Origin of the sequence: Streptomyces sp. NBC_01428 (assembly GCF_036231965.1) — a bacterium.
Classification (GTDB): domain Bacteria; phylum Actinomycetota; class Actinomycetes; order Streptomycetales; family Streptomycetaceae; genus Streptomyces.
Window position 1 is genome coordinate 1,811,741 of sequence record NZ_CP109499.1, and the last position, 20,638, is coordinate 1,832,378.

Genomic DNA, 20,638 nt, shown 5'->3' on the forward strand with positions numbered 1-20,638 from the left:
CGCGCCGTCCGGGGAGCAGGGGGCGGGCGGGCCGTCAGGCGGCGTCGAGTTCCGCCCGCGCCGCCACGAAGGCGTCCACGGCACGGTTGACGTCCTCGGTGGAGTGTCCGGCGGACAGCTGCACCCGGATCCGGGCCTTGCCCTGCGGGACGACCGGGTACGAGAAGCCGATCACGTACACGCCGCGCTCCAGGAGCAGCTCGGCCATCCGGCCGGCGACCGAGGCGTCACCGATCATGACGGGCGCGATGGCGTGGTCGCCCGGGAGGATGTCGAAGCCCTCCGCGGTCATCCGGGAGCGGAACAGGGCGGTGTTCTCGGCGAGCCGCACCCGCAGGTCGTCGGCGGACTCCAGCAGGTCGAGGACCTTCAGGGAGGCCGCGGCGATCACCGGGGCGAGCGTGTTCGAGAAGAGGTACGGACGGGACCGCTGGCGCAGCAGGGCGACGATCTCGGCGCGGGCGGCGACGTAACCGCCGGAGGCGCCGCCGAGGGCCTTGCCGAGGGTGCCCGTGATGATGTCGACGCGGTCCATGACGCCGTGCAGCTCGGGGGTGCCGCGGCCGCCGGGGCCGACGAAGCCGACGGCGTGCGAGTCGTCGACCATCACCATGGCGTCGTAGCGGTCGGCGAGGTCGCAGATCTCCTTGAGGGGGGCGACGTAGCCGTCCATGGAGAAGACGCCGTCGGTGACGATCAGCCGGCGGCGGGCGTCGGAGGCCTCCTTGAGCTGCGCCTCCAGGTCGGCCATGTCGCGGTTGGCGTACCGGAAGCGGCGGGCCTTGGAGAGGCGGATGCCGTCGATGATCGAGGCGTGGTTGAGGGCGTCGGAGATGACCGCGTCCTCGGCGCCGAGCAGGGTCTCGAAGACACCGCCGTTGGCGTCGAAGCAGGAGGAGTAGAGGATCGTGTCCTCCTGGCCGAGGAACGCGGACAGCCGCGCCTCCAGCTCCTTGTGCACCTCCTGCGTACCGCAGATGAAGCGCACGGAGGCCATGCCGTAGCCCCAGCGGTCGAGGGCCTCGTGGGCGGCGGCGACGACCTCGGGGTGGTCGGCGAGACCGAGGTAGTTGTTGGCGCAGAAGTTCAGGACCTCACCGGGGCGGCCGCCCGCGGTGACGCTCACGGTCGCGGACTGCGGACTGCCGATGACGCGCTCGGGCTTGTACAGCCCGGCTGCGGTGATCTCTTCGAGGGTGGTGCGCAGGTCGTCACGGACGGAGTCGAACATCATCAGTTCCTTAGAGTCCTCAGAGGGTCCAGTCGAGGATGACCTTGCCGCCACGGCCGCTGGCGGCGTCGGCGAACGCGTCCTCGTAGTCGCGGAATCCGTACCGGCCGGTGATCACGGGCGCGAGGTCGAGGCCGCCCTCCAGCAGGACCGACATCGCGTACCACGTCTCGAACATCTCGCGGCCGTAGATGCCCTTGATCGTGATCATGGAGGTGACGATCCGGGACCAGTCGACCGGGAACTCCTCGGAGGGCAGACCCAGCATCGCGATCCGGCCGCCGTGCGTCATGTTGGCGATCATGTCGCGCAGGGCCTCGGGGCGGCCAGACATTTCCAGGCCGATGTCGAAGCCCTCGCGCAGGCCGAGGGTGCGCTGGCCGTCCGCGATCGTCGAGCCCGCGACGTTGAGCGCCAGGCTGACCCCTGTCTTGCGGGCCAGTTCGAGGCGCTCCTCGCTGACGTCGGTGATGACGACGTTGCGGGCGCCCGCGTGGCGGGCCACGGCGGCGGCCATCAGGCCGATCGGCCCGGCTCCGGTGATCAGGACGTCCTCGCCGACCAGCGGGAACGACAGGGCCGTGTGGACGGCGTTGCCGAACGGGTCGAAGATCGCGGCGACATCGAGGTCGACCGGGACGCGGTGCACCCACACGTTGGCGGCGGGCAGCACGACGTACTCGGCGAACGCGCCGTCGCGGCCGACGCCGAGGCCGACCGTGGCACGGCAGAGGTGACGGCGGCCCGCGAGACAGTTGCGGCACTTGCCGCAGACGAGGTGCCCCTCACCGCTGACCCGGTCACCGACGTTGATGTCGGCGACGTCGCGGCCGGTCTCGACGACCTCGCCGACGAACTCGTGGCCGAGGACGAGCGGCGTGGTGATGGCCTGCTGCGCCCAGCCGTCCCAGTTGCGGATGTGCAGGTCGGTACCGCAGATGCCGGTCCTGAGGACCTTGATCAGCACGTCGCCGGGGCCTGCCTGCGGCTCGGGGACGTCCGTGAGCCAGAGCCCGGGCTCCGCCTTCTCCTTGACCAGCGCCTTCACGCGACGGCTCCTGTGGGGTGAGGTCCCGGGAAAGGGCGCGCCGAAGGCAGCCCGTGCCGGGGAGAGGGGTGAATTCCCTGAGGAATCTGCCCTACGACGGTACCTCCGGTCCATCGAGGATTTCTTAAGCGCGGCCCCAGCTTTCCTTCACGCCCGGGTTTTCCCCGGCCCCTTTTCCGCCCGCACGGGTTTCCCTCTCCCCGACTTCCCGGCGCCCGGAATCCGTGGGTCGGCCCGGTGACACCAGGGCTCTTCACCCGTGTCGAGGTCGGTCGCCGGACGGACGGAAGGCCGGTTCTCCGTGGGGCGGCCGCACGTCAGAAGCCCTGGGACCCTTCCCGCCGTTCGAGTTGTCCGGCCAGTTCCGCGGCCATCGACTTGATGGTCTCCAGGCCGGCCTTTCCCCACGGCCGAGGTTCGACGTCCTCGACGCAGATGGTGCCGAGCGCGATACCGGTGCTGTCGATCAGCGGAGCGCCGAGATACGAGCGCACGCCGATCTCGTCGACGAGCGGATTGCCGGCGAAACGCGGATAGTCGCGGACGTCCTCCAGGACGAGCGCCTTGCGGCGCACCACGACGTGCGGACAGAAGCCGTACTCCCGGCCCATCCGGCGGTCCACCGGCCGTGCGCCGCCGTCGGCCGCCGTGGCACCGCCGTCCGTCCGGGCGTCCCGGTCCGGGGTGTGCAGGCCCGCGAAGAACTGCTGTTCCTCACCGACGAAGGTGACCTTCGAGTACGGGGCGGCCGCGACCTTGGCCAGGCGGTCCGCGAACGCGTCGAAGACCGGCTCGGCCCGCTCCCCCAGCCCGAGCCGGCGCAGCCGCCGCACCCGGGCCGGAGCGTCCTTGTCCTCCGGGGTCAGCAGCAGGCGGCCGGACGGCCGGGGCGGGTCGTAGCTCATGCCCGTGCTCCCTGCCCCGGCGCCCGGACCGGCGCGTGGGCCAGCAGGTGGCGGACCAGGGTGAGCAGGGTCTGCACACCCGAACTGGAGATCCGCGCGTCGCAGGGCACGACCGGGATCGCGGGGTCGAGGTCGATGGCCGCGCGCACCTCGTCGGGGCTGTAGCGGTGCGAGCCGTCGAACTCGTTCACCGCGACGATGAAGCCGAGGCCGCGCTGCTCGAAGAAGTCGACCGCCGCGAAGCAGTCCTCCAGCCGGCGCGTGTCCGCGAGGATCACCGCGCCGAGCGCGCCCTCGGAGAGTTCGTCCCACATGAACCAGAACCGCTCCTGTCCGGGCGTGCCGAACAGGTAGAGCACGTGTTCCGGGTCGAGGGTTATCCGGCCGAAGTCCATGGCGACGGTCGTCTCGACCTTGTTCTCGATGCCGTCGAGGTTGTCGGTCGCCGCGCTGACCGTGGTGAGCAGTTCCTCCGTGCTGAGCGGCGCGATCTCGCTCACCGCGCCGACGAAGGTCGTCTTGCCGACTCCGAACCCGCCCGCCACCAAGATCTTCAGTGCGGTGGGGAACGGGTCAGAGCTGTCGTCGTAGTCCATCGAGCACTGCCTCCAGAAGAGACCGGTCAGTGGGGTTGTGGTGGAACTCCGGGGGCTTCGTGGTGAGCACCCCGCAGTCGACGAGGTCGGACAGCAGCACCTTGGTGACCGCCGCCGGCAGCTTCAGGTGGGCGGCGATCTCCGCGACGGAGACCGGCGCCCGGCACCGTTCGAGTGCCTGGCTGTGCTCGGGCCCCAGATAGCCGAGGGGTGTGGCTCCGGTGGCCCTGACCTGCGAGAGGAGGTCGAGAGCGGTCGACGGCCGGGTCCGGCCGTTGCTCACGGTGTAGGGGCGCACCAGGCGCCCCGCCGCGTCGTCGAGCCAGGGCCCGTCGCCGGCCGTGGCCACGCTCAAGACCTCATCGCCGGGGTTTCGACGGCGTGCTGCCGGGGCGCGGTGACCAGGTAGGGCCGGACGCTCTTGACCAGCATGGCCATCTCGTAGCCCAGCACCGCGGCGTCCGCCTCCCGGCCGGCGAGCACGGCGAGACAGGTGCCGGAGCCGGCCGTGGTGACGAACAGCAGGGTCGAGTCGAGTTCGACGACGACCTGCCGGACGTCGCCGCCGTCCCCGAAGCGCACGCCCGCGCTGCGCCCGAGGGAGTAGAGGCCCGACGCCAGCGCCGCCATGTGGTCGGCGCTGTCCGGGTCCAGGCCGTGGACCGACTTCACGAGCCCGTCGCAGGAGAGCAGCACGGCGCTCGTGGTGTGGGGTACGCGCTGGACGAGGCCGCTCATCAGCCAGTCGAGGTCGGAAACGTGGCCGGTCGGCGCATCGCTCGCCATGGGGGATCGACTCCTTGAGGTATGAAGGTCCGCGGGAGCGGTGGGGGGCGGTGTGGGGGTGGTGGGGGTGGTCATCCGGCCGGTGCGCTCCCGTCGTGCCGGCCGGTGCGGTCGTGTCCGGGCGCGGTGTCCCGGTGCTCGTACGGCGGCGGCGCGTCCGTCGTGTGCGCGTCGCCCGGGTACGGCGTCGGGGTGCCGTTCGTCAGGGGTGCGCCGGCGAAGTCCGTGGCGTCGGAGGGGGCACCCGGCAGGGGCGTCCCGTCGGCACGGCCGGCCCCGTCGGTGCGGAGCGCCTCCGGACGCGGCCGGTACGGGAGCGGGCCGCCCGGCGCGAGGGGGTCCAGGTGGTCGGGGCCGCTGCCGACCGCGCTTCCGCCGTCGCCGCCCGGACCGATGTCGCCGAGACCCTCAGGGCCGGGATCCCCGTGCGCGGTGCCGACTTCGCCGGGTGCGCCGTGGACGGCGGAGAAGCCGTCCGGGTGCGGCGGAGTCATCGGGGCCGGCTCGCCCGGGCTCCGCGTTCCGATGCGCCGCTCCGGGAGGCCGCCGGGCAGGTGGCCGGTGCTGTGCCGTCGGGGCAGGTCCGGGCCGACGCCGTTCGGCGGCAGCAGGTCCGCGCGCAGGAGATCCATGGGGCTCCGGACGGGCGTCTCCTCCAGCGGGTCCAGGGGCGCGCCCGGTCCGCCCGCCGCTCGGGCGTGGACGGCCTCCGCGCGTCCGATGCCGCGCTGGAAGGCGGCCATGAGTCCGGGGTCGTGCCCGACGGCCTCGTCCGTGTCCTGCCGGGGGGTGGGGCCCTCGCGCAGCTGCGGGACGAGATGTTCCTGGGCGCGCCGCTTGGGCAGGTGGGGCCTGTCCATGGTGCCCCGTACGGCGCCCGCACGGGGGGTCGGCGGCATCCCCGCGTTCTCCTCCGCGGCGGTCCGGTCCGCCGGCCTGATGCCGGGGACGGCCTCGGCGGGGTTGGGGCGTCCGGCACGGGTGGAGCGGGTGGGGAGCGGTGCGGGAGCGCCGTCCGGCACCGGCCCGCGCTCCGGTGCCCGCCCGCGGGGCGGGACCCGCGGGGGCGTCTCTCCCTGCGTGAGTTCCCGCTGCGCCTGGCGCGGTACGGGCGCCACCTGGCGACCGACGGGCGCGACCGGCACCGGTCCCGGCATCGGCTGCGCGGGCCGGGGGCCACCGGGCAGCGGCTGTGCCCCGCCCGCGTCCCGCTGCCCCGAGGCGTCCCCGAGGACACCGGGCGCCGGGCCCAGCAGTTCCTGCGGGACGACGAGTACGGCCTGGACGCCTCCGTAGATGTTGCTCTGGAGCCGTACGTGGATGCCGTGCCGCCGGGCGAGCTGCGAGACGACGAACAGACCGATGCGCCCGTCCTGCAGCAGGCTGGCGACATTGACCTGGTCGGGGTCGGCAAGCAGGGTGTTCATCCTGTGCTGCTCACCCGGCTGCATGCCGAGCCCGCGGTCCTCGACCTCGATGGCCAGGCCCGAGGTGACGAGGTTGACGCGCAGCAGGACCTGGGTGTGCGGCGCGGAGAACACCGTGGCGTTCTCGACGAGTTCGGCGAGCAGGTGGATGACGTCGGCGACCGCGTGTCCGCGCACGGTGCCGTCGATGGGGGGCACGAGCTTGACCCGCGAGTACTGCTCCACCTCGGCGATCGCGGCGCGCAGCACCTCGGTCATGGGGACCGGGTTGCTCCACTGGCGGCGCGAGACGGCGCCGCCGAGCACGGCGAGGTTCTCGGCGTGGCGCCGGATGCGGGTGGCGAGGTGGTCGACGTGGAAGAGGCCCTTGAGGAGATCGGGGTCCTCGATCTCGTTCTCCAGCTCGTCGAGGATGGAGATCTCCCGGTGCACCAGGGACTGCAGGCGCCGGGCGAGATTGACGAAGACCTCGACCTTCTGTTCGCTGCCCGTGGGGCCGGTGAGCCGCGCGGCCTGGACGACGGCGGCGACGGCCCCGTCGTGGGCGCGGGACATGTCGGCGGCGAGCAGTTCGAAGTCGTCGGCGTCCACCGGAGGCTGCCGACGGGACTTCCTGGCGGGCGGGGTCTCGCCACGCCGCAGGCCCTCGACGACGGTGTGCAGGTCTGCCTCGGTGCGGGCGCTGGCGCGGCGCAGGGCGCCTATGCGCTCCCCCACGGACAGGGCGGCACGGTCGGCGGCGACGGCAGCAATCAGGATGCCGGCCATGGCGACGGCCACGGCTCCGGCGAGGACGGCCCACAGGGCGGGGCCGGGCCGGGCGCCGGTGGAGCGGACGGTGAACAGGACGACCGCGCACGCGCTGAGAGCCACCGCGGTGGGCGGCAGGACGGCGAGGCGCAGCAGTTGGGGCCGCAGGTGCGTCTCGGGCGGTGCGGGCGTGGCGCGGGCGACGGGTCGTCCGTGTCGCCCGCCCTCACGGCGGTCTGCGCGTGCGGCCGGTGCGCGAAGGTGAGACATCGGCGTCCTCGTACTGGATGCGTCGGGGCACAGGGCTCCCCGCGGGTCTGCGCGACTCGGGCATGCGCCATCGCGATGCCGGTCGACAGAGCCGAAGAATTCGGCCCTGTGTCGCCCGACGGCAACTGACAGTAGTCGTCAACGCATCAGCTGCGATGGGCTGTTGACAAAGTCTCCCGGTCAGCGTCCCGCTCTGGTATGAGGCCTCGTACGGCTGACCGATAACCCTTCTGGACACCCGTTCGGACAGCGTTCGGATTCGATCGGGGCTGTTCAGAGCCGGTCGGAAGCGGTCACAGACAAAAGGCGAGGGCCGAGGAGCATCGTGCTCCTCGGCCCTCGCCGTCGACGTGATCGTCAGCCCGCGGGCACCGTTTCCGGGTCTCCCGTGCCCTCCGTCGAGCTGCCTGCGGTGTCACCCGCCGTGTCGGCCGCCGCCTGCTCGGCGACCGGCCAGCCGCCCTCGGGGGTCCGGGCGACGCCGCGCCACCACGGCTCGGAGGGGACGGTCTCGGCGGTGGGCTCGAAGGGCTCGCCGGGGCGCGGCAGCGCGACCGTCGCGCCGACCGCGCGAGCGGCGGCCACGGTGCCCTCGCCCGGGTCGGCCCAGGTGTGGTTCGCCAGGTTGAACGTGGCCCAGTGGATCGGCATCATCACGCCCGAGGGCTGCCCGCCCTGGAGGTCGAGGTGGGAGCGCATGCCCTCCTCGGGCGTCATGTGGATGTCCGGCCAGTACTCGCTGTACGCGCCGATCTGGATCATCGTGAGGTCGAAGGGGCCGTGGGCCGCGCCGATGTCCTTGAAGCCCTGGAAGTAGCCCGTGTCACCGCTGTGGTAGATCCGGTGCGTGTCGCCCTCGACGACCCAGGAGGCCCACAGGGTCTGCTGGATGTTGCGCAGCCCGCGGCCGCAGAAGTGCCGGGCGGGGGTCGCCGTGAGCGTGATCCCGCCGACCTTGGCCGACTCGTTCCAGTCCAGCTCGCGCAGCCGGTCGGCGGAGACGCCCCAGCGCTCCAGGTGGGCGCCGACGCCGAGCGGGACGGCGAACACGGTGTCCGTGCCGGCCAGCGCCTTGATCGTGGGCATGTCGAGGTGGTCGTAGTGGTCGTGCGAGATCACCACGACGTCCACCGGGCCGAGCGCGGCCAGCGGCAGGGGCACGGGGTGCAGCCGCTTGGGTCCGGCGAAGGCGAAGGGGGAACAGCGCTCGCCCCAGACGGGGTCGAAGAGCACGCGGTGCCCGTCGATCTCGGCGAGGACGCTGGAATGCCCCATCCAGGTGATCCGCAGGCCGGTCGCGGCCGGCTTGGCCAGGTCGGCGAGCGTCGTCGGGTGCACGGGGACGGTTCCCGCCGGGGAGCGGTGGAGGCGCTCCTCCTTGCGGAAGTAGACCTTCGCGAACTCCAGCATCGAGCCGTCGGGGCGGGTCCGGGCGCTCTCCGGGTTCTGGAACACACCGTCCGCGAAGTTCGGCGATCTGCGCATGCGCTCCATGCGCGCTCCGCCCGGATCCGCGCCGAAGGCGGCGGGCCGCAGCGAGCGGAGCCCGGAGCTCAGGGTACGGAAACCGGTCACGGGTACCTCCAGAAGGAGTCGGTCAGGCTTTCATTATGGTCGTCGCCTCTGACGGCGCCGCGTCGCCCCGGTCACGACGCGATGTCCGTCCGTCCCGGGCCTGTGTCTCCTCAACCCCGGCACGGACCCGCTTCTTCCGCCCGGGAGCAACGTTCTCGCCGTCGCCCACGGGCATCGGAACCGCCCGCCCGTCCCGAGCGCCCGGCCGCCGGGGTCCCGCGCGCGTTGACAGGACGGCCGACCGGTTTCGATACTGAACCATGATTCAGTACTGATCCAGGATGCCGTCCGAGATCCCGAGGGGGGAAACCCCCCGCTCACCCGCGCACCACCGTGACAGCCGTCCCCGAGGAGATCCCATGACCACCCCCCTCATGTCGCTCACCTGGACGGACCACGTGACCGGCCGCCAGGGCTTCCTCGTCGTCGACCGGCTCGTCCGCGGTGTGGCGAGCGGGGGCCTGCGGATGCGTCCTGGCTGCACGCTGGCGGAGGTCACCGGGCTCGCCCGGGGGATGACCATGAAGGAGGCGCTGCACTACGACCCGGCCGGCCGGTACGTTCCGCTGGGCGGCGCCAAGGGCGGCATCGACTGCGACCCGCAGGACCCGGGGGCGTACGACCTGCTGGTGCGCTACCTGCGGGCGATGCGTCCGTACATCGAGGCCTTCTGGACGACCGGCGAGGATCTCGGCCTCTCCCAGGACCTGGTCGACCGGGCCGCCGCGGAGGCCGGGCTCGTCTCGTCCATCCAGGCGGTCTACCCGCTCCTCGACGACGAGCGGGCGGCCCGGCGACGGCTCGCGGACGCCTTCGCCGTCGAGGTCGACGGCATCGGTCTCGACGAACTGGCCGGCGGCTGCGGCGTCGCCGAGTCGGTGCTCGCCGCGCTGGACCGGGCGGGGGTCCCGTACGCGGGGACACGGGTCGCCCTCCAGGGACTCGGCACGATGGGCGGGGCCACCGCACGGTTCCTCACCCGCGCGGGCCTGAAGGTGGTGGCCGTCGCCGACGTCAAGGGGACCCTCGCGAACCCGGACGGCCTCGACGTCGAGGCGCTGCTCGCGGCACGGGACGCGTACGGGACCGTCGACCGCGCCGCGCTGCGCCCCGGCGACCGTGAACTGCCCGGCGACGCCTGGCTGTCCGCCGATGCGGAAGTGCTGGTGCCCGCGGCGGTCTCGTACGCGGTCGACGCGGTCAACCAGGCCGGGATCAGGGCGCGTTGGGTGGTCGAGGCGGCCAACATGCCGGTCCTGGCGGAGGCGGAGGAGCTGCTGGCCGCCCGCGGGGTCGTCGTCCTGCCGGACGTGGTGGTCAACTCCGGTACGAACGCCTGGTGGTGGTGGACCCTGTTCGGCGACATCGGCGCCGACCCGGACGAGGCGTTCGCCCACATCCGCCGCTCCATGCGCGCCCTGATCGACCAGATGCTCGCCCGCGCGGAGGCCGACGGGACGACACCGCGTGCCGCCGCCCACGCCATCGTCACCGACCGGCTTCCGGTCATCGCGGAGCGGTTCGGCTGGTACGGATGACGCGAACTCGTGTCCGACCGCGGGCGACCGCGCTGTGTAGGGTTGCGGCGTGGCGAGAGTGCGGTTGAGCGTGGCGGAGCGGCGCGAGGAATTGCTGCGGGCCGCCGTGGAACAGATCGAGGCGCGGGGCGTGGCGGCGGTACGGATCGCCGACGTGGCCTCGTCCCTCGGCGTCAGCAACGCGCTCGTCCTGTACCACTTCTCCACCAAGGAGAAGCTGGTCGCGGCCGCCTTCACCTACGCGGCCGAGGACGATCTCGCCCATCTGCGCAAACTGCTCGGCCGCCGCACGACCGCGCTGCGGCGCCTGCGGACCGCCGTCCGCTGGTACGCCCCCACCGGCCAGGCCAAGGGCTGGCGCCTGTGGATCGAGGGCTGGGCGGCCGCACTGCGCGAGCCGGCCCTGCTGGAGGTCACCCGCGACCTCGACCGCCAGTGGAAGGCGGCCCTCACCGAGGTGATCGCCGAGGGCGTCGCCGCGGGCGAGTTCCAGTGCCCCGACCCGGTCGGCACGGCCCTGCGCCTCACCGCCCTGCTCGACGGCCTTGCCGTCCAGATGACCGCCTACGGCGGCACCGTCTCCCGGGCCCGCACCCAGCAATGGGCGGACGAGGCCCTGGCCCGCGAACTCGGTCTGGAGAGGGCCGCGTTGGTGGCGGGGCCGCGATAAGGACACGGACGCGGCGTCCGGGGACAAGTCGGCCCCGGGCCCGCGGGGCCCGGGGCGCGGTGACCGTGGGGCTGGCGGTCAGGCGACCGACTCGATGCGGGTCTTGATGTCGCCCGGGGAGAGCGCGCCCTTGGCGGCCACGTGGTCGCCGGAGGACTCGCCGCGCAGGCGTCGGCCGATCCACGGGACGAGGTACTCGCGGGCCCAGTGGATGTTGTCGCGTCGCACCTCGAAGGTGCCGCGCGGCGGCAGCGGCGGCCACGGCTGGTCCGGGTCGGCCGGCACCTCCAGGCCGAGGACCTGCCCGGCGCGCAGCGCCACCCGGGTGTGACCCTCGGGCGAGAGGTGGAGCCGGTCGCCGTCCCAGGCGCGGCGGTCCTGGATCGTCTTGAGGGACCACAGGTCGAGGACCGGGCAGCCGTAGCGGTCCGCGATGGCCCGCACATGCCCGTTGTACGTGGCGATCTTGCCGCGCAGATGCTTGAGCACGGGCACGCCACGGGTGTCGAAGCCGGTGGTCACCATGACCGCGCCGACGGCCGAGGTGAGGTCGGCGACGGCTCGCTCGAAGCGCTCCGCGACCTCGTCGGGATCGGTGCCGGGCCGGATGATGTCGTTGCCGCCCGCGGAGAAGGAGACCAGGTCCGGGCCGAGCTCCTTGGCGCGGACGAGCTGGGTCTCGACGATCTGGTCGAGCAGTCTCCCGCGCACCGCGAGGTTGGTGTAGTTGAAGTCGCCCTCGGGTCGCCGGTCCGCGAGCAGAACCGCGAAGCGGTCCGCCCAACCGACGAAGGCCCCGTCGGGCCCCAGGTCGCCGACGCCCTCGGTGAAGCTGTCCCCCACCGCCACGTACGACCCGATCACTGATCTGTCGTCACTCTTCGAATCGTCTGCCACGTCGGCCCATGATTCACCTTCGGATGTGAGCTACGCGACCGTAGGGAAGGGTTGACGGCCGGTGAGATAAGCCACTCGTCAAGTGTTGGTCAACCATGGAATAAGGCTCTGGTCAGGCCTGTTGAGGCAGCCGCCGCGAATTGTGTCCCGGGCGGACACCGGAAGCCGCCGGGAGCCGCCGGGAGCCGCCGAGAAACACCGAAGGCCGGACCCCGGGGATCGTGGGGTCCGGCCTTCGGAGGCGGTCCTGCCGTCAGGAGCAGGTCGGGCGAGGCGGCGTCAGCCGACGGCAACACCGTGCGAGCGCAGGTACGCGACCGGGTCGATGTCCGAGCCGTAGTCGGGCGTGGTGCGGATCTCGAAGTGCAGGTGCGGTCCGGTGACGTTGCCGGTCGCGCCGGAGAGGCCGATCTGCTGGCCCTCGGTCACGGTCTGGCCCGCCGAGACGGACAGGGACGACATGTGGGCGTACTGCGAGTACCGGCCGTCGGCGTGCTGGATGACGACCTGGTTGCCGTAGGCGCCGCCCCAGCCGGCGGAGACGACGGTACCCGCGGCGATGGACTTGATGGTGGTGCCGGTCGGGACGACGAAGTCCGTGCCCGTGTGGTAGCCGCTGGACCACATGCTGCCCGCCACCTTGTAGTTGGTGCCGATGGTGGCGCCGTCCACGGGGAGGGTGTAGCCCGAACTGTTGCCGACGGCGGCCGTCTTGGTGGCCGTGCTCGCCGTGTCGGCCTTCGCGGCGGCGGGCTTCGCGGCAGCCGGCTTGGCGGCCGAGGGCTTCGCCGGGGCCGAGGCCTGCGGGGCGGCGGCCTTCGCGCCGAGGGACAGCTTGAGACCGGGGTGGATCAGCGACGGGTCGCTGCCGATGGCGGAGCGGTTGTCCGAGTAGATCTTCTTCCAGCCGCCGCTGACGTGCTGGTCGTCGGCGATCTTGGCGAGATAGTCGCCGGCTTTCACCGCGTACGTCGTCGACGTGCCGGCCTTCGCGGCGGCCGGGGCGACGGTCGCGGACTTCTGGGTGTGCTGCGCGGCGGCGGCCGGGGTCGCGGCGTGGGCGCCGGTGGCTCCCAGCAACGGCAGCGCGAGTGCGGCGCCACCGGTTCCGGCCACGGCGATCGTGCGGGTGAAACGCAGGGACTTGGGACGGCGGTGCTTACCCTTCGCGGGCATGGCGATTTCCTCTCCGGCGCCTGCGAGGTGAGCTGTCGGGTGCGGGCTGGAGATGCCCGGCCACGCGGCTGCGCGGCTGTACCCCTAGCCTGTTCCGGAGACCGGACCAGGCACGGAACCTGTGGGTCCCCCGCTCCTGCCGTGTACGGGTGAGTGTGCGGATTCCGGGCGGCGGCAGGATTGGGCGTCCGTCCGGATTGAGGCAGAACGTAAGCGAGATGCGAGCACGTCGACAACTGTGTGCGGATTCTGTGCGCTCGCCTTTCTTGATCCATGCGGAATTCACCGTCACCCTCCGTGGAATGACGATCTTTCCGCGCTTTCAATTCGCCCGGAAACAAAGGCCGGTCACGAAAGGCCGACGGCAACACATCGTCACGAATATGACGCTGCTCACGCGACCCGGCGCACGTCGCTTCATTCCAGGGCCAGTTGGAATGAAGACGCTATTTCGGACAGAACAGTCAGATGCGACGCAGGCGGATAACCGTCGCATCGAGATCGCCGCTCAGCCCGGTGCTCAGACCGTGATGCAGCAGCACCGCACCGCGGTGCACTTCGCCCGTTTCGACCCGTTCGTAGACACCGGCCGGGTCGAGCCCGCGCAGCCTGAGCGGGGCCGGCCGCACGCCGTGGTGCTGCGCCTGCAGCCAGGCGAGGACCACGGTCTCGCCTCCGAGCACGTACTGCACGGCGCTCAGCCCGCCCTCCGGGGGGCGCAGCCGGTAGAGGTCGCCCTGCTGCACGACCGGCCGGATCTCCTTGTAGAGCTCGACCCAGTCCCGCGCCTCGGCCAGTTCCTCGTCGCTCCACCGGCTGAGGTCGCCGCCGACCCCGAGGACCCCGGCCATGGAGCTCACGAAGCGGAAGCGCAGCGAGCTGACCCGGCCGTTGAGCAGCTTGTTCGGGCTGTCCGTGACCCAGGCGGCCATGATCCGGGCCGGGTGGACCTGGCTGAAGCCGTGCTGGATGCCGAGCCGGTCGAGCGGGTCGGTGTTGTCGGAGGTCCACACCTGGTCGGTACGGGCCATGACACCGAGGTCGATCCGGCCGCCGCCGCCGGAGCACGACTCGAAGGCGACGCCGGGGTGCGCCGCGCGCAGCCGGTCGAGGAGGGCGTAGAAGGCCTCGACGTGGGCCACCCAGAGCTTTTGCGGATAGCGCTCGCCGGGCCAGCCCGCGTCCGTGAAGGAGCGGTTGAAGTCCCATTTCACGTAGTCGATCGGCGCGCCGGAGAGCAGGGCGTCGAGCCGCTCCCAGAGGTACTCCTGAACGTCCGGCCGGGCAAGGTTCAGTATGAGTTGATTGCGGAATTCCGTCCTGGTTCGACCGACTTGGTGCTGCACCCAGTCGGGATGCGCGCGGTAGAGGTCGCTGTCGGGGTTGACCATCTCGGGCTCGACCCAGATGCCGAACTGCATGCCGAGGGCGTGCACGTCGTCGGCGAGCGGCTTGAGCCCGGCCGGGAAGCGGTCCGGGTTGGGCGTCCAGTCCCCGAGCCCCGCGTGGTCGTGGGTGCGGGCCCCGAACCAGCCGTCGTCGACCACGAACAGCTCGACGCCCATGGCGGCCGCGCGGCGCGCCAGGACCCGCTGCTGCTCCTCCGAGATGTCGAAGGTGGTGGCCTCCCAGGAGTTGAACAGCACCGGCCGGTCCCGCTCCGCGTCCGGGACGACGTACGTCCGCTGGTACGCGTGCCAGGCCCGGCTCGCGCCGCCGAACCCGCCGTCGCTCCACAGCCCGGCGAAGACGGGTGTCGTGAAGGTCTCCCCCGGTGCGAGGAGCAGCAGGCCCGAGTCGTCGTGTCCCGCGCCGCCGGTGATCTGCACGCGCGCGTCGGGCAGTTGGGCGACCGCGATCCGCCAGGAGCCGGACCAGCCGAGCGCGCATCCGTACACCTCGCCGCTCTCCTCGGTGGCCTCGTCGTCGAGGGCGACCCAGGGCAGGTGCTGGTGTCCGGTGTGGCCGCGGCGGCTGCCGATGACCTTCTCGCCGTAGGTGAGCGGTGAACGCGCCAGCCGGGACTCGGCGGCCCAGCGGCCGTGCAGGTGGGACAGCCGCCAGCCGTCCCGCTCGGGAAGGGTCCAGGTCGCGGAGTCCGCGCGCAGCAGTTCCAGGTCCTCGCTTCCGTCGTTGGCGAGCGTGACACGGCGTTCGACGACGTCGCCGCGCAGCCGGTAGTGCAGGGTGATGCCGAGCCCCGCGTCGGAGAAGCGCAGCCTCAGCTCGTCCCCCTCGGCCGCGGCGTCCTCGAAGCGCCACTCGGTGCCGCGCCGCTCGTCGGTCCGTACGGAGAGCGCGGGGCGGACGAAGCGGGGGCCGCCCTCGACGGGGTACTCCTCGCGGCCGTCGAGCGGGGAGTCGAAGGGCCGGTACGGCGGCGCCGGCCGGGCGGCGAGGGCCTCGGCGTCGGCGAGCGTGATCCGCGGGCCCCAGTGCAGGTGGAGCAGCTCGTCGCGTTCCGTGAGGTGGAGCGCGTAGCCGCTGCTCGTTCCGGTGAGGAGCCAGGTCCGGCCGTCCGCGCCGATCTCGATCATCAATCCCCCACAGATACGAACACGTGCGATCAGGGATCAACATCATCGGGGCAGTCACGGTCGCGAGGCAACGCCTGTGGACAACTCATTGCCTCAGGAACCCATGTCGTATCGTCGAATGCGCGACCGATGACAGCAGCTGACGGGCGCCGGCCGGGCCCTGTCCGGCGCGCCCGCGGCCGAAGATGAGGAGCCCCCGTGACGCAGCAGGTCCCGTCGGCCGAGCCCGAGCTCGGCGGAGTTCGCAACTTCCGCGACGTGGGCGGCCTGCCCACCACGGACGGCCGGCGCGTGCGCCCGGGACAGCTGTTCCGCAGCGGCCACCTCGCGCACGCCACCGAGGAGGACGCCGCGTTCCTCTCCTCCCTGGGCCTGCACACGATCTTCGACTTCCGCAACGCGGCGGACCAGAAGCTGGAGGGCCCGGACGTCGAGCTGCCGGGCGTACGGAACGTGAACCTGCCGCTGTCCGACCCGGCGGACGGCAGCGAGTTCTGGAAGATGGTCCGTGACGGCGACCTGGACCAGCTGCGTGCCCTTCTCGGCGACGGCAAGGCGGCGGACCGCATGATCGGCTCGTACCGCGCGATCATCACGGAGCGCACGGCGGAGCACTCCCGGGTGCTGCGCTCGATGGCGGAGGACGGCGTGCCCGCGCTGATGCACTGCGCGGCGGGCAAGGACCGGGCGGGACTGTCCATCGCCGTCACCCTGCTCGCGCTCGGCGTCGAGCGGGACGCGATCGTCGCCGACTACCTGGAGTCGAACGCCACGCACCGGCGCTACAAGGTGCGCCGCACCAGCTCCGCCGCCTCCGCCTACTCCCCCGAGGTCATGGAGCTGCTCAGCCCGCTCTTCGACGCCCGCGCGGAGTACCTGACGGCGGCGTTCGAGACGATCGAGGAGACCTGGGGCGGGGTCGACGCCTATCTGGAGAAGGGGCTGGGGCTGACCCCGGAGCTGCGCGACCGCCTGCGCGAGCGCCTGCTGGACTGAGCCGCGCGCCCGCGCCGCCGGGCGCCGACTACTGGTTCTGCGCGCCCAGCGTGAAGAGCAGGTAGACGAAGGCCGCGAAGAGATGGCCGACGGCCACGTAGATGATCAGCCGGACCCACAGGGCACGCGGGAACTTCTCCTCCATGGACGGCTTGCGCGGTTCGGTGGGCTCGGTCATGACGTCTCTCCCGGGGTCGGGTGGCCCGTCGCCGGGCCGAGGCACAGCGCGGCGGTCGGGCTCTGCAGCAGGGTGTGGACGAAGAGGAGTTCGGCTCCGGCGCGCTCGGCGGCGGCGATGCGGTGCGGGGTCAGCGAGTCGAAGTGCGCACTGTCCCCGGGTTCGAGTACGTGGGCGGTGTCCCCGAGACGCAGCCGGAGCCGCCCTTCCAGGACGTACAGCCACTCCTCGCCGGGGTGGACCCGCACGATGTCGCCCTGCGAGCCGTGGGGGACGTGCACGCGCAGCGCCTGCATACCGCGTCCGGAGGAGCCGGCCTGCCGGTAGATCCAGCCGCCGGCGGGGGTGGGCTCCATGTCGGCGGCGCGCACGACGGCGTCGCGGTCGGCGACCGTCTCGCCGAGCAGCTCGGAGACCGTCGTACCGTAGACACGGGCCACGGCGAGCAGCATCGGCAGCGAGGGCTGGCGCTGACCGGTCTCCAGCCGGGAAAGATGCGCCGGGGAGAGTCCGGCGGCACGGGCGGCGGCCTCGAGCGTGAGGGAGGCGCGGCGGCGCAGTGCGCGGAGCTGGGGCGCCACGGCGGGCAGCTCGGCGGACGCTTCGTCGGACGGTTCGTCGGCCGTCCCCAGATCGGCAGGGCTCATGGGTCCATTGAGCCCGAGGATTGCCTCTGGGGCAATTTTCTTGCCCCAGAGGCAAAAAGGCTCAGCGGTTCGCGACCGCCTGTTTCACCAGGGTCTTCCCGAAGTCCCACATCAGCCCGCCGCCGCTGTGCGCATCGTCCATCACCGCGGTGAAGGCCTCCACGAACCGGTCGACGTCCGCCTCGTCGACGACGAGTGGCGGGATCAGCTTGATCACCTCGAGGTGGTCGCCGGAGACCTGGGTGAGGATGCGGTGCCGCTGGAGCAGCGGGACGACCACCATCTGCGCGAACAGGCCCTTGCGCGCGGCCTGGAGCATGGTCCAGCGGCTGCGCAGCTTGATCGACTTGGGGCGCCCGAACTCGATGCCGATCATCAGGCCACGGCCGCGTACGTCGCTGAGCAGCTCGTAGCGTTCGATCAGCGCGGTCAGCCGGGACATGAGCTGCTCGCCAGTGGCCCGGGCGTTGGCGACGATCTGCTCGTTCTCCATGACGGAGAGCACCGCGAGCCCCGCCGCCATGGCCTGCGCGTTGGAGCCGAAACTCGCCGAGTGGACGAGGACCCGGTCCATCGAGGAGTAGACCTTCTTGAAGATCCAGTCCTTGCCGAGGGTCGCGCCGACCGGCACGTAGCCGCCCGAGAGCGCCTTGGCCACGCACACCAGATCCGGTTCGACGCCCTCCTCGTGCTGGTAGGCGTAGAAGTCCCCGGTCCGTCCGAGGCCCGTCTGCACCTCGTCGGCGATGAGCAGCGCCTTGTGCCGGTGCAGCAGCTCCTGGGCGGCGCGCAGATAGCCGGGCGGCGCCTCGTGGACGCCCTTGCCCTGGATCGGCTCCACGATCAGCGCGGCGACGTCGCCCCTCTTCAACTCCCGTGCCAGGGCGTCGAGATCACCCATCGGAATGGCGGTGTCGGGCAGCAGCGGAGCGAAGCCGTCGCGGAAGCCGTCCTCGCCGTTCACGGACAGGGAGCCGGTGGTCAGACCGTGGAAGGCGTGGGAGCAGTACAGGATCCGGGGCCTGCCGGTGGCGAACCGGGCGAACTTCAGCGCGGTCTCGACCGCCTCGGTGCCGCTGTTGCCGAAGAACACCCGGTCCAGGTGCGGACTGTGGGCGAGCAGGCGTTCCGCCAGCAGGCCCGGCAGCGGCTGGCAGTCGAAGCGGGTGAGGTCGGCGAGCGAGGCGTCGAGGACGTCGTGCAGCGCCTGCCGGACGACGGGGTGGTGACGGCCGAGGCCCATGACGCCGAACCCGGCGAGCATGTCCAGGTAGTCGTTGCCGTCCGCGTCCCAGAAGTGGGCCCCCTCGGCCCGCTCGTAGACCTTGTCGAAGCCGATGGTGTGCAGCATGCGCGGGAGTTGGTGGTTCAGGTACTTCGTGTGCAGCTCGTAGCGCTCGGCTCCGCGCTCGGCGAGGAGCGCGCCGAGGTCGAACTCCCCCTTCTCCGCTGGGTCGGTCATTCCTTCTTCTCCTTGGACGACTCGTTCCGGGCCGGCGCGTCGGCGGCCTTCGACATCTCGTACGCGGCCCGGGCCCGCTCGTCCCTGACGGCCAGACCGGCGCTGATCCGCCCGGCGATCTCCACCGGGGTGAGCCCGATGTCGGCCAGCACCTCGGACCGCTTGGCGTGCGCGAGGAACTGGTCCGGAATGCCGAACCGCCGCACGGGAACGTCGACTTCGGCGTCTCCGAGGGCCAGCGCGACGGCCGCGCCGACGCCGGACGCCCTGCTGTTGTCCTCGACGACGGCGACCAGACCGTGCTCGGCGGCGAGCCCGGGGAGCGCCGGGTCGACGGGTTTGACCCAGCGCGGGTCGACGACGGTGCAGCCGATGCCGCGGGCGTCGAGCAGCTCCGCGGTCTGCAGGCAGACCGGCGCCATCACCCCCACGGCGACGAGCAGCACATCGGGTCGTTCGCTGCGGTGCAGCACGTCGAGGCCGCCCACGTGGTCCACGGCGGGGACGGCCGGTCCGACCGACTCCTTCGGAAAGCGGACCAGGGTGGGCGCGTCGTCGACGGCGACCGCCTCCCGCAGCTGGGCCCGCAGTTGGTCGGCGTCGCGCGGCGCGGCGATCCGCAGGCCGGGCACGACCTGGAGGATCGACATGTCCCACATGCCGTTGTGCGAGGCGCCGTCGACGCCGGTGACACCGGCCCGGTCGAGGACGAAGGTCACCCCGCAGCGGTGCAGGGCGACGTCCATGAGGAGCTGGTCGAACGCCCGGTTGAGGAAGGTCGCGTACACGGCGACGACCGGGTGGAGGCCGCCGGTCGCGAGGCCGGCCGCGGAGACGGTGGCGTGCTGCTCGGCGATGCCGACGTCCCAGACCCGGTCGGGGAACCTCTCGGCGAACTTGCCGAGCCCGACGGGATGCAGCATGGCCGCGGTGATCGCCACCACGTCCGCGCGCTCCTCGCCGATCCTCGCGATCTCCTCGCCGAACACCGAGGTCCAGGAGGGGCCGTTGGACGGTGCGAGGGGCTCGCAGGTGAGCGGGTCCATCACCCCGACGGTGTGGAAGTGGTCCTCCTCGTGGGCGAGCGCCGGCTCGTAGCCGCGGCCCTTCTCCGTCAGGCAGTGGATCAGGACGGGCCCGTGGAAGCGCTTCGCCCGGCGCAGCGCGGACTCCACGGCGCCGAGGTCGTGGCCGTCGATCGGGCCGACGTACTTGAGCCCGAGGTCCTCGAACATGCCCTGCGGCGCGAAGGCGTCCTTGAAGCCCTTCTTCGCGCCGTGCAGCGACTCGTAGACGGTGTTGCCGATCAGGGGCGTGCGCAGCAGCACCTTCTTGCCCCAGGCGAGGACCTGCTCGTAGCTGTCGGTCGTCCGCAGGGTCGCGAGGTGGTTCGCGAGACCGCCGATGGTCGGAGCGTACGAGCGTTCGTTGTCGTTGACGACGATGATCAGCGGCCGGTCCTTGGCGGCGGCGATGTTGTTCAGCGCCTCCCAGGCCATGCCGCCGGTCAGGGCGCCGTCGCCGATCACGGCGACGACGTGCCCCTTCTCCCCCTGTACCTGGCGTGCCTTGGCGAGCCCGTCGGCCCAGCCGAGCGCCGTGGAGGCGTGGCTGTTCTCGATGACGTCGTGCTCGGACTCCTCGCGCGAGGGGTAGCCGGAGAGGCCGCCCTTGCCGCGCAGTTTCGAGAAGTCCTGACGGCCGGTCAGCAGCTTGTGCACATAGCTCTGGTGACCGGTGTCCCACAGGATGCGGTCGACGGGCGACTCGAAGACCCGGTGGAGGGCGATGGACAGCTCCACCACTCCCAGGTTGGGTCCGAGGTGTCCGCCGGTCCTGGCGACCGCGTGCACCAGGAACTCCCTGATCTCCTCGGCCAGTTCACCGAGTTCCGTCTCGGACAGCGCCTTCAGGTCGCGTGGTCCCCGGATGTTCTCCAGCATCGTCAC

The 20,638-nt window shown here is 71.9% G+C and carries 18 protein-coding genes and 1 riboswitch; of the genes, 3 read left to right on the forward strand and 15 right to left on the reverse strand.

The genetic code is table 11. The features are described 5' to 3' along the window. Positions 1–34 precede the first annotated feature (34 nt). The 8 genes from OG406_RS07905 to OG406_RS07940 all read right to left on the reverse strand — a co-directional run bounded on the left by OG406_RS07905 (position 35) and on the right by OG406_RS07940 (position 8,588). Positions 35–1,231: a glycine C-acetyltransferase gene (locus OG406_RS07905; RefSeq protein ID WP_081221929.1), complete on the reverse strand. Its 1,197-nt coding sequence runs from the start codon at positions 1,229–1,231 to the stop codon at positions 35–37. Between the two features lie 19 nt (positions 1,232–1,250). Next, positions 1,251–2,279 (reverse strand): L-threonine 3-dehydrogenase, encoded by a 1,029-nt coding sequence (gene tdh / locus OG406_RS07910; protein ID WP_267049082.1) that lies wholly within the window; start codon positions 2,277–2,279, stop codon positions 1,251–1,253. A gap of 317 nt (positions 2,280–2,596) precedes the next feature. Next, positions 2,597–3,184 carry a GAF domain-containing protein gene (locus OG406_RS07915; RefSeq protein WP_164371377.1) on the reverse strand — a complete coding sequence of 196 codons (588 nt, stop codon included), beginning with the start codon at positions 3,182–3,184 and terminating at the stop codon, positions 2,597–2,599. Beyond that, on the reverse strand, positions 3,181–3,780 hold the full coding sequence (locus tag OG406_RS07920; protein ID WP_267049081.1) for a GTP-binding protein: 600 nt from the start codon (positions 3,778–3,780) through the stop codon (positions 3,181–3,183). Before OG406_RS07920 ends, OG406_RS07915 begins: the two co-directional genes overlap by 4 nt. Continuing rightward, positions 3,758–4,129: a DUF742 domain-containing protein gene (locus OG406_RS07925; protein ID WP_081220443.1), complete on the reverse strand. Its 372-nt coding sequence runs from the start codon at positions 4,127–4,129 to the stop codon at positions 3,758–3,760. The genes OG406_RS07920 and OG406_RS07925 overlap by 23 nt, the downstream gene beginning before the upstream one ends. A 2-nt stretch (positions 4,130–4,131) precedes the next feature. Then, on the reverse strand, positions 4,132–4,566 hold the full coding sequence (locus OG406_RS07930; protein ID WP_081220442.1) for a roadblock/LC7 domain-containing protein: 435 nt from the start codon (positions 4,564–4,566) through the stop codon (positions 4,132–4,134). Positions 4,567–4,637: 71 nt separating this feature from the next. Further along, entirely contained in the window at positions 4,638–7,013 is a 2,376-nt protein-coding gene (locus OG406_RS07935; protein WP_443067058.1) for an ATP-binding protein, read from the reverse strand. Positions 7,014–7,370: 357 nt separating this feature from the next. Next, positions 7,371–8,588, reverse strand: a complete 1,218-nt coding sequence (locus OG406_RS07940; RefSeq protein ID WP_267049079.1) for an MBL fold metallo-hydrolase — start codon at positions 8,586–8,588, stop codon at positions 7,371–7,373. 359 nt (positions 8,589–8,947) lie between these two features. Between OG406_RS07940 and OG406_RS07945 the strand changes: the two genes are divergently transcribed. Together OG406_RS07945 and OG406_RS07950 are read left to right on the forward strand one after the other, a co-directional pair. After that, entirely contained in the window at positions 8,948–10,126 is a 1,179-nt protein-coding gene (locus tag OG406_RS07945; protein WP_329184947.1) for a Glu/Leu/Phe/Val dehydrogenase dimerization domain-containing protein, read from the forward strand. Positions 10,127–10,175: 49 nt separating this feature from the next. Beyond that, positions 10,176–10,796 carry a TetR/AcrR family transcriptional regulator gene (locus OG406_RS07950; protein ID WP_164371382.1) on the forward strand — a complete coding sequence of 207 codons (621 nt, stop codon included), beginning with the start codon at positions 10,176–10,178 and terminating at the stop codon, positions 10,794–10,796. 78 nt (positions 10,797–10,874) lie between these two features. On the opposite strand, the gene OG406_RS07955 is transcribed toward OG406_RS07950, so the two are convergent. The 3 genes from OG406_RS07955 to OG406_RS07965 all read right to left on the reverse strand — a co-directional run bounded on the left by OG406_RS07955 (position 10,875) and on the right by OG406_RS07965 (position 15,406). Next, the gene (locus tag OG406_RS07955) at positions 10,875–11,660 is read right to left on the reverse strand and encodes an SGNH/GDSL hydrolase family protein (RefSeq protein ID WP_164371515.1); all 786 of its coding nucleotides are present in this window, start codon (positions 11,658–11,660) and stop codon (positions 10,875–10,877) included. A gap of 312 nt (positions 11,661–11,972) precedes the next feature. Further along, a complete protein-coding gene (locus tag OG406_RS07960; protein WP_267049077.1) occupies positions 11,973–12,869 on the reverse strand; it encodes a M23 family metallopeptidase in 897 nt (298 codons plus the stop codon). 2 nt (positions 12,870–12,871) lie between these two features. Continuing rightward, positions 12,872–13,031: riboswitch (cyclic di-AMP (ydaO/yuaA leader) on the reverse strand. Positions 13,032–13,333: 302 nt separating this feature from the next. Beyond that, on the reverse strand, positions 13,334–15,406 hold the full coding sequence (locus tag OG406_RS07965; protein WP_267049076.1) for an alpha-galactosidase: 2,073 nt from the start codon (positions 15,404–15,406) through the stop codon (positions 13,334–13,336). Positions 15,407–15,604: 198 nt separating this feature from the next. Between OG406_RS07965 and OG406_RS07970 the strand changes: the two genes are divergently transcribed. Next, positions 15,605–16,402, forward strand: a complete 798-nt coding sequence (locus tag OG406_RS07970; RefSeq protein ID WP_329184951.1) for a tyrosine-protein phosphatase — start codon at positions 15,605–15,607, stop codon at positions 16,400–16,402. A 28-nt stretch (positions 16,403–16,430) separates the two neighbouring features. Here the strand turns inward: OG406_RS07970 and OG406_RS07975 are convergent, their stop codons facing one another. From OG406_RS07975 to dxs, 4 genes are all read right to left on the reverse strand, one after another. Beyond that, on the reverse strand, positions 16,431–16,580 hold the full coding sequence (locus tag OG406_RS07975; RefSeq protein WP_239155109.1) for a DUF6126 family protein: 150 nt from the start codon (positions 16,578–16,580) through the stop codon (positions 16,431–16,433). Further along, positions 16,577–17,227 (reverse strand): helix-turn-helix domain-containing protein, encoded by a 651-nt coding sequence (locus tag OG406_RS07980; protein ID WP_329184954.1) that lies wholly within the window; start codon positions 17,225–17,227, stop codon positions 16,577–16,579. Before OG406_RS07980 ends, OG406_RS07975 begins: the two co-directional genes overlap by 4 nt. 61 nt (positions 17,228–17,288) lie before the next feature. Beyond that, positions 17,289–18,689 carry an aspartate aminotransferase family protein gene (locus tag OG406_RS07985; RefSeq protein ID WP_327408468.1) on the reverse strand — a complete coding sequence of 467 codons (1,401 nt, stop codon included), beginning with the start codon at positions 18,687–18,689 and terminating at the stop codon, positions 17,289–17,291. Continuing rightward, positions 18,686–20,638 carry a 1-deoxy-D-xylulose-5-phosphate synthase gene (gene dxs, locus OG406_RS07990; protein WP_329184958.1) on the reverse strand — a complete coding sequence of 651 codons (1,953 nt, stop codon included), beginning with the start codon at positions 20,636–20,638 and terminating at the stop codon, positions 18,686–18,688. Before dxs ends, OG406_RS07985 begins: the two co-directional genes overlap by 4 nt.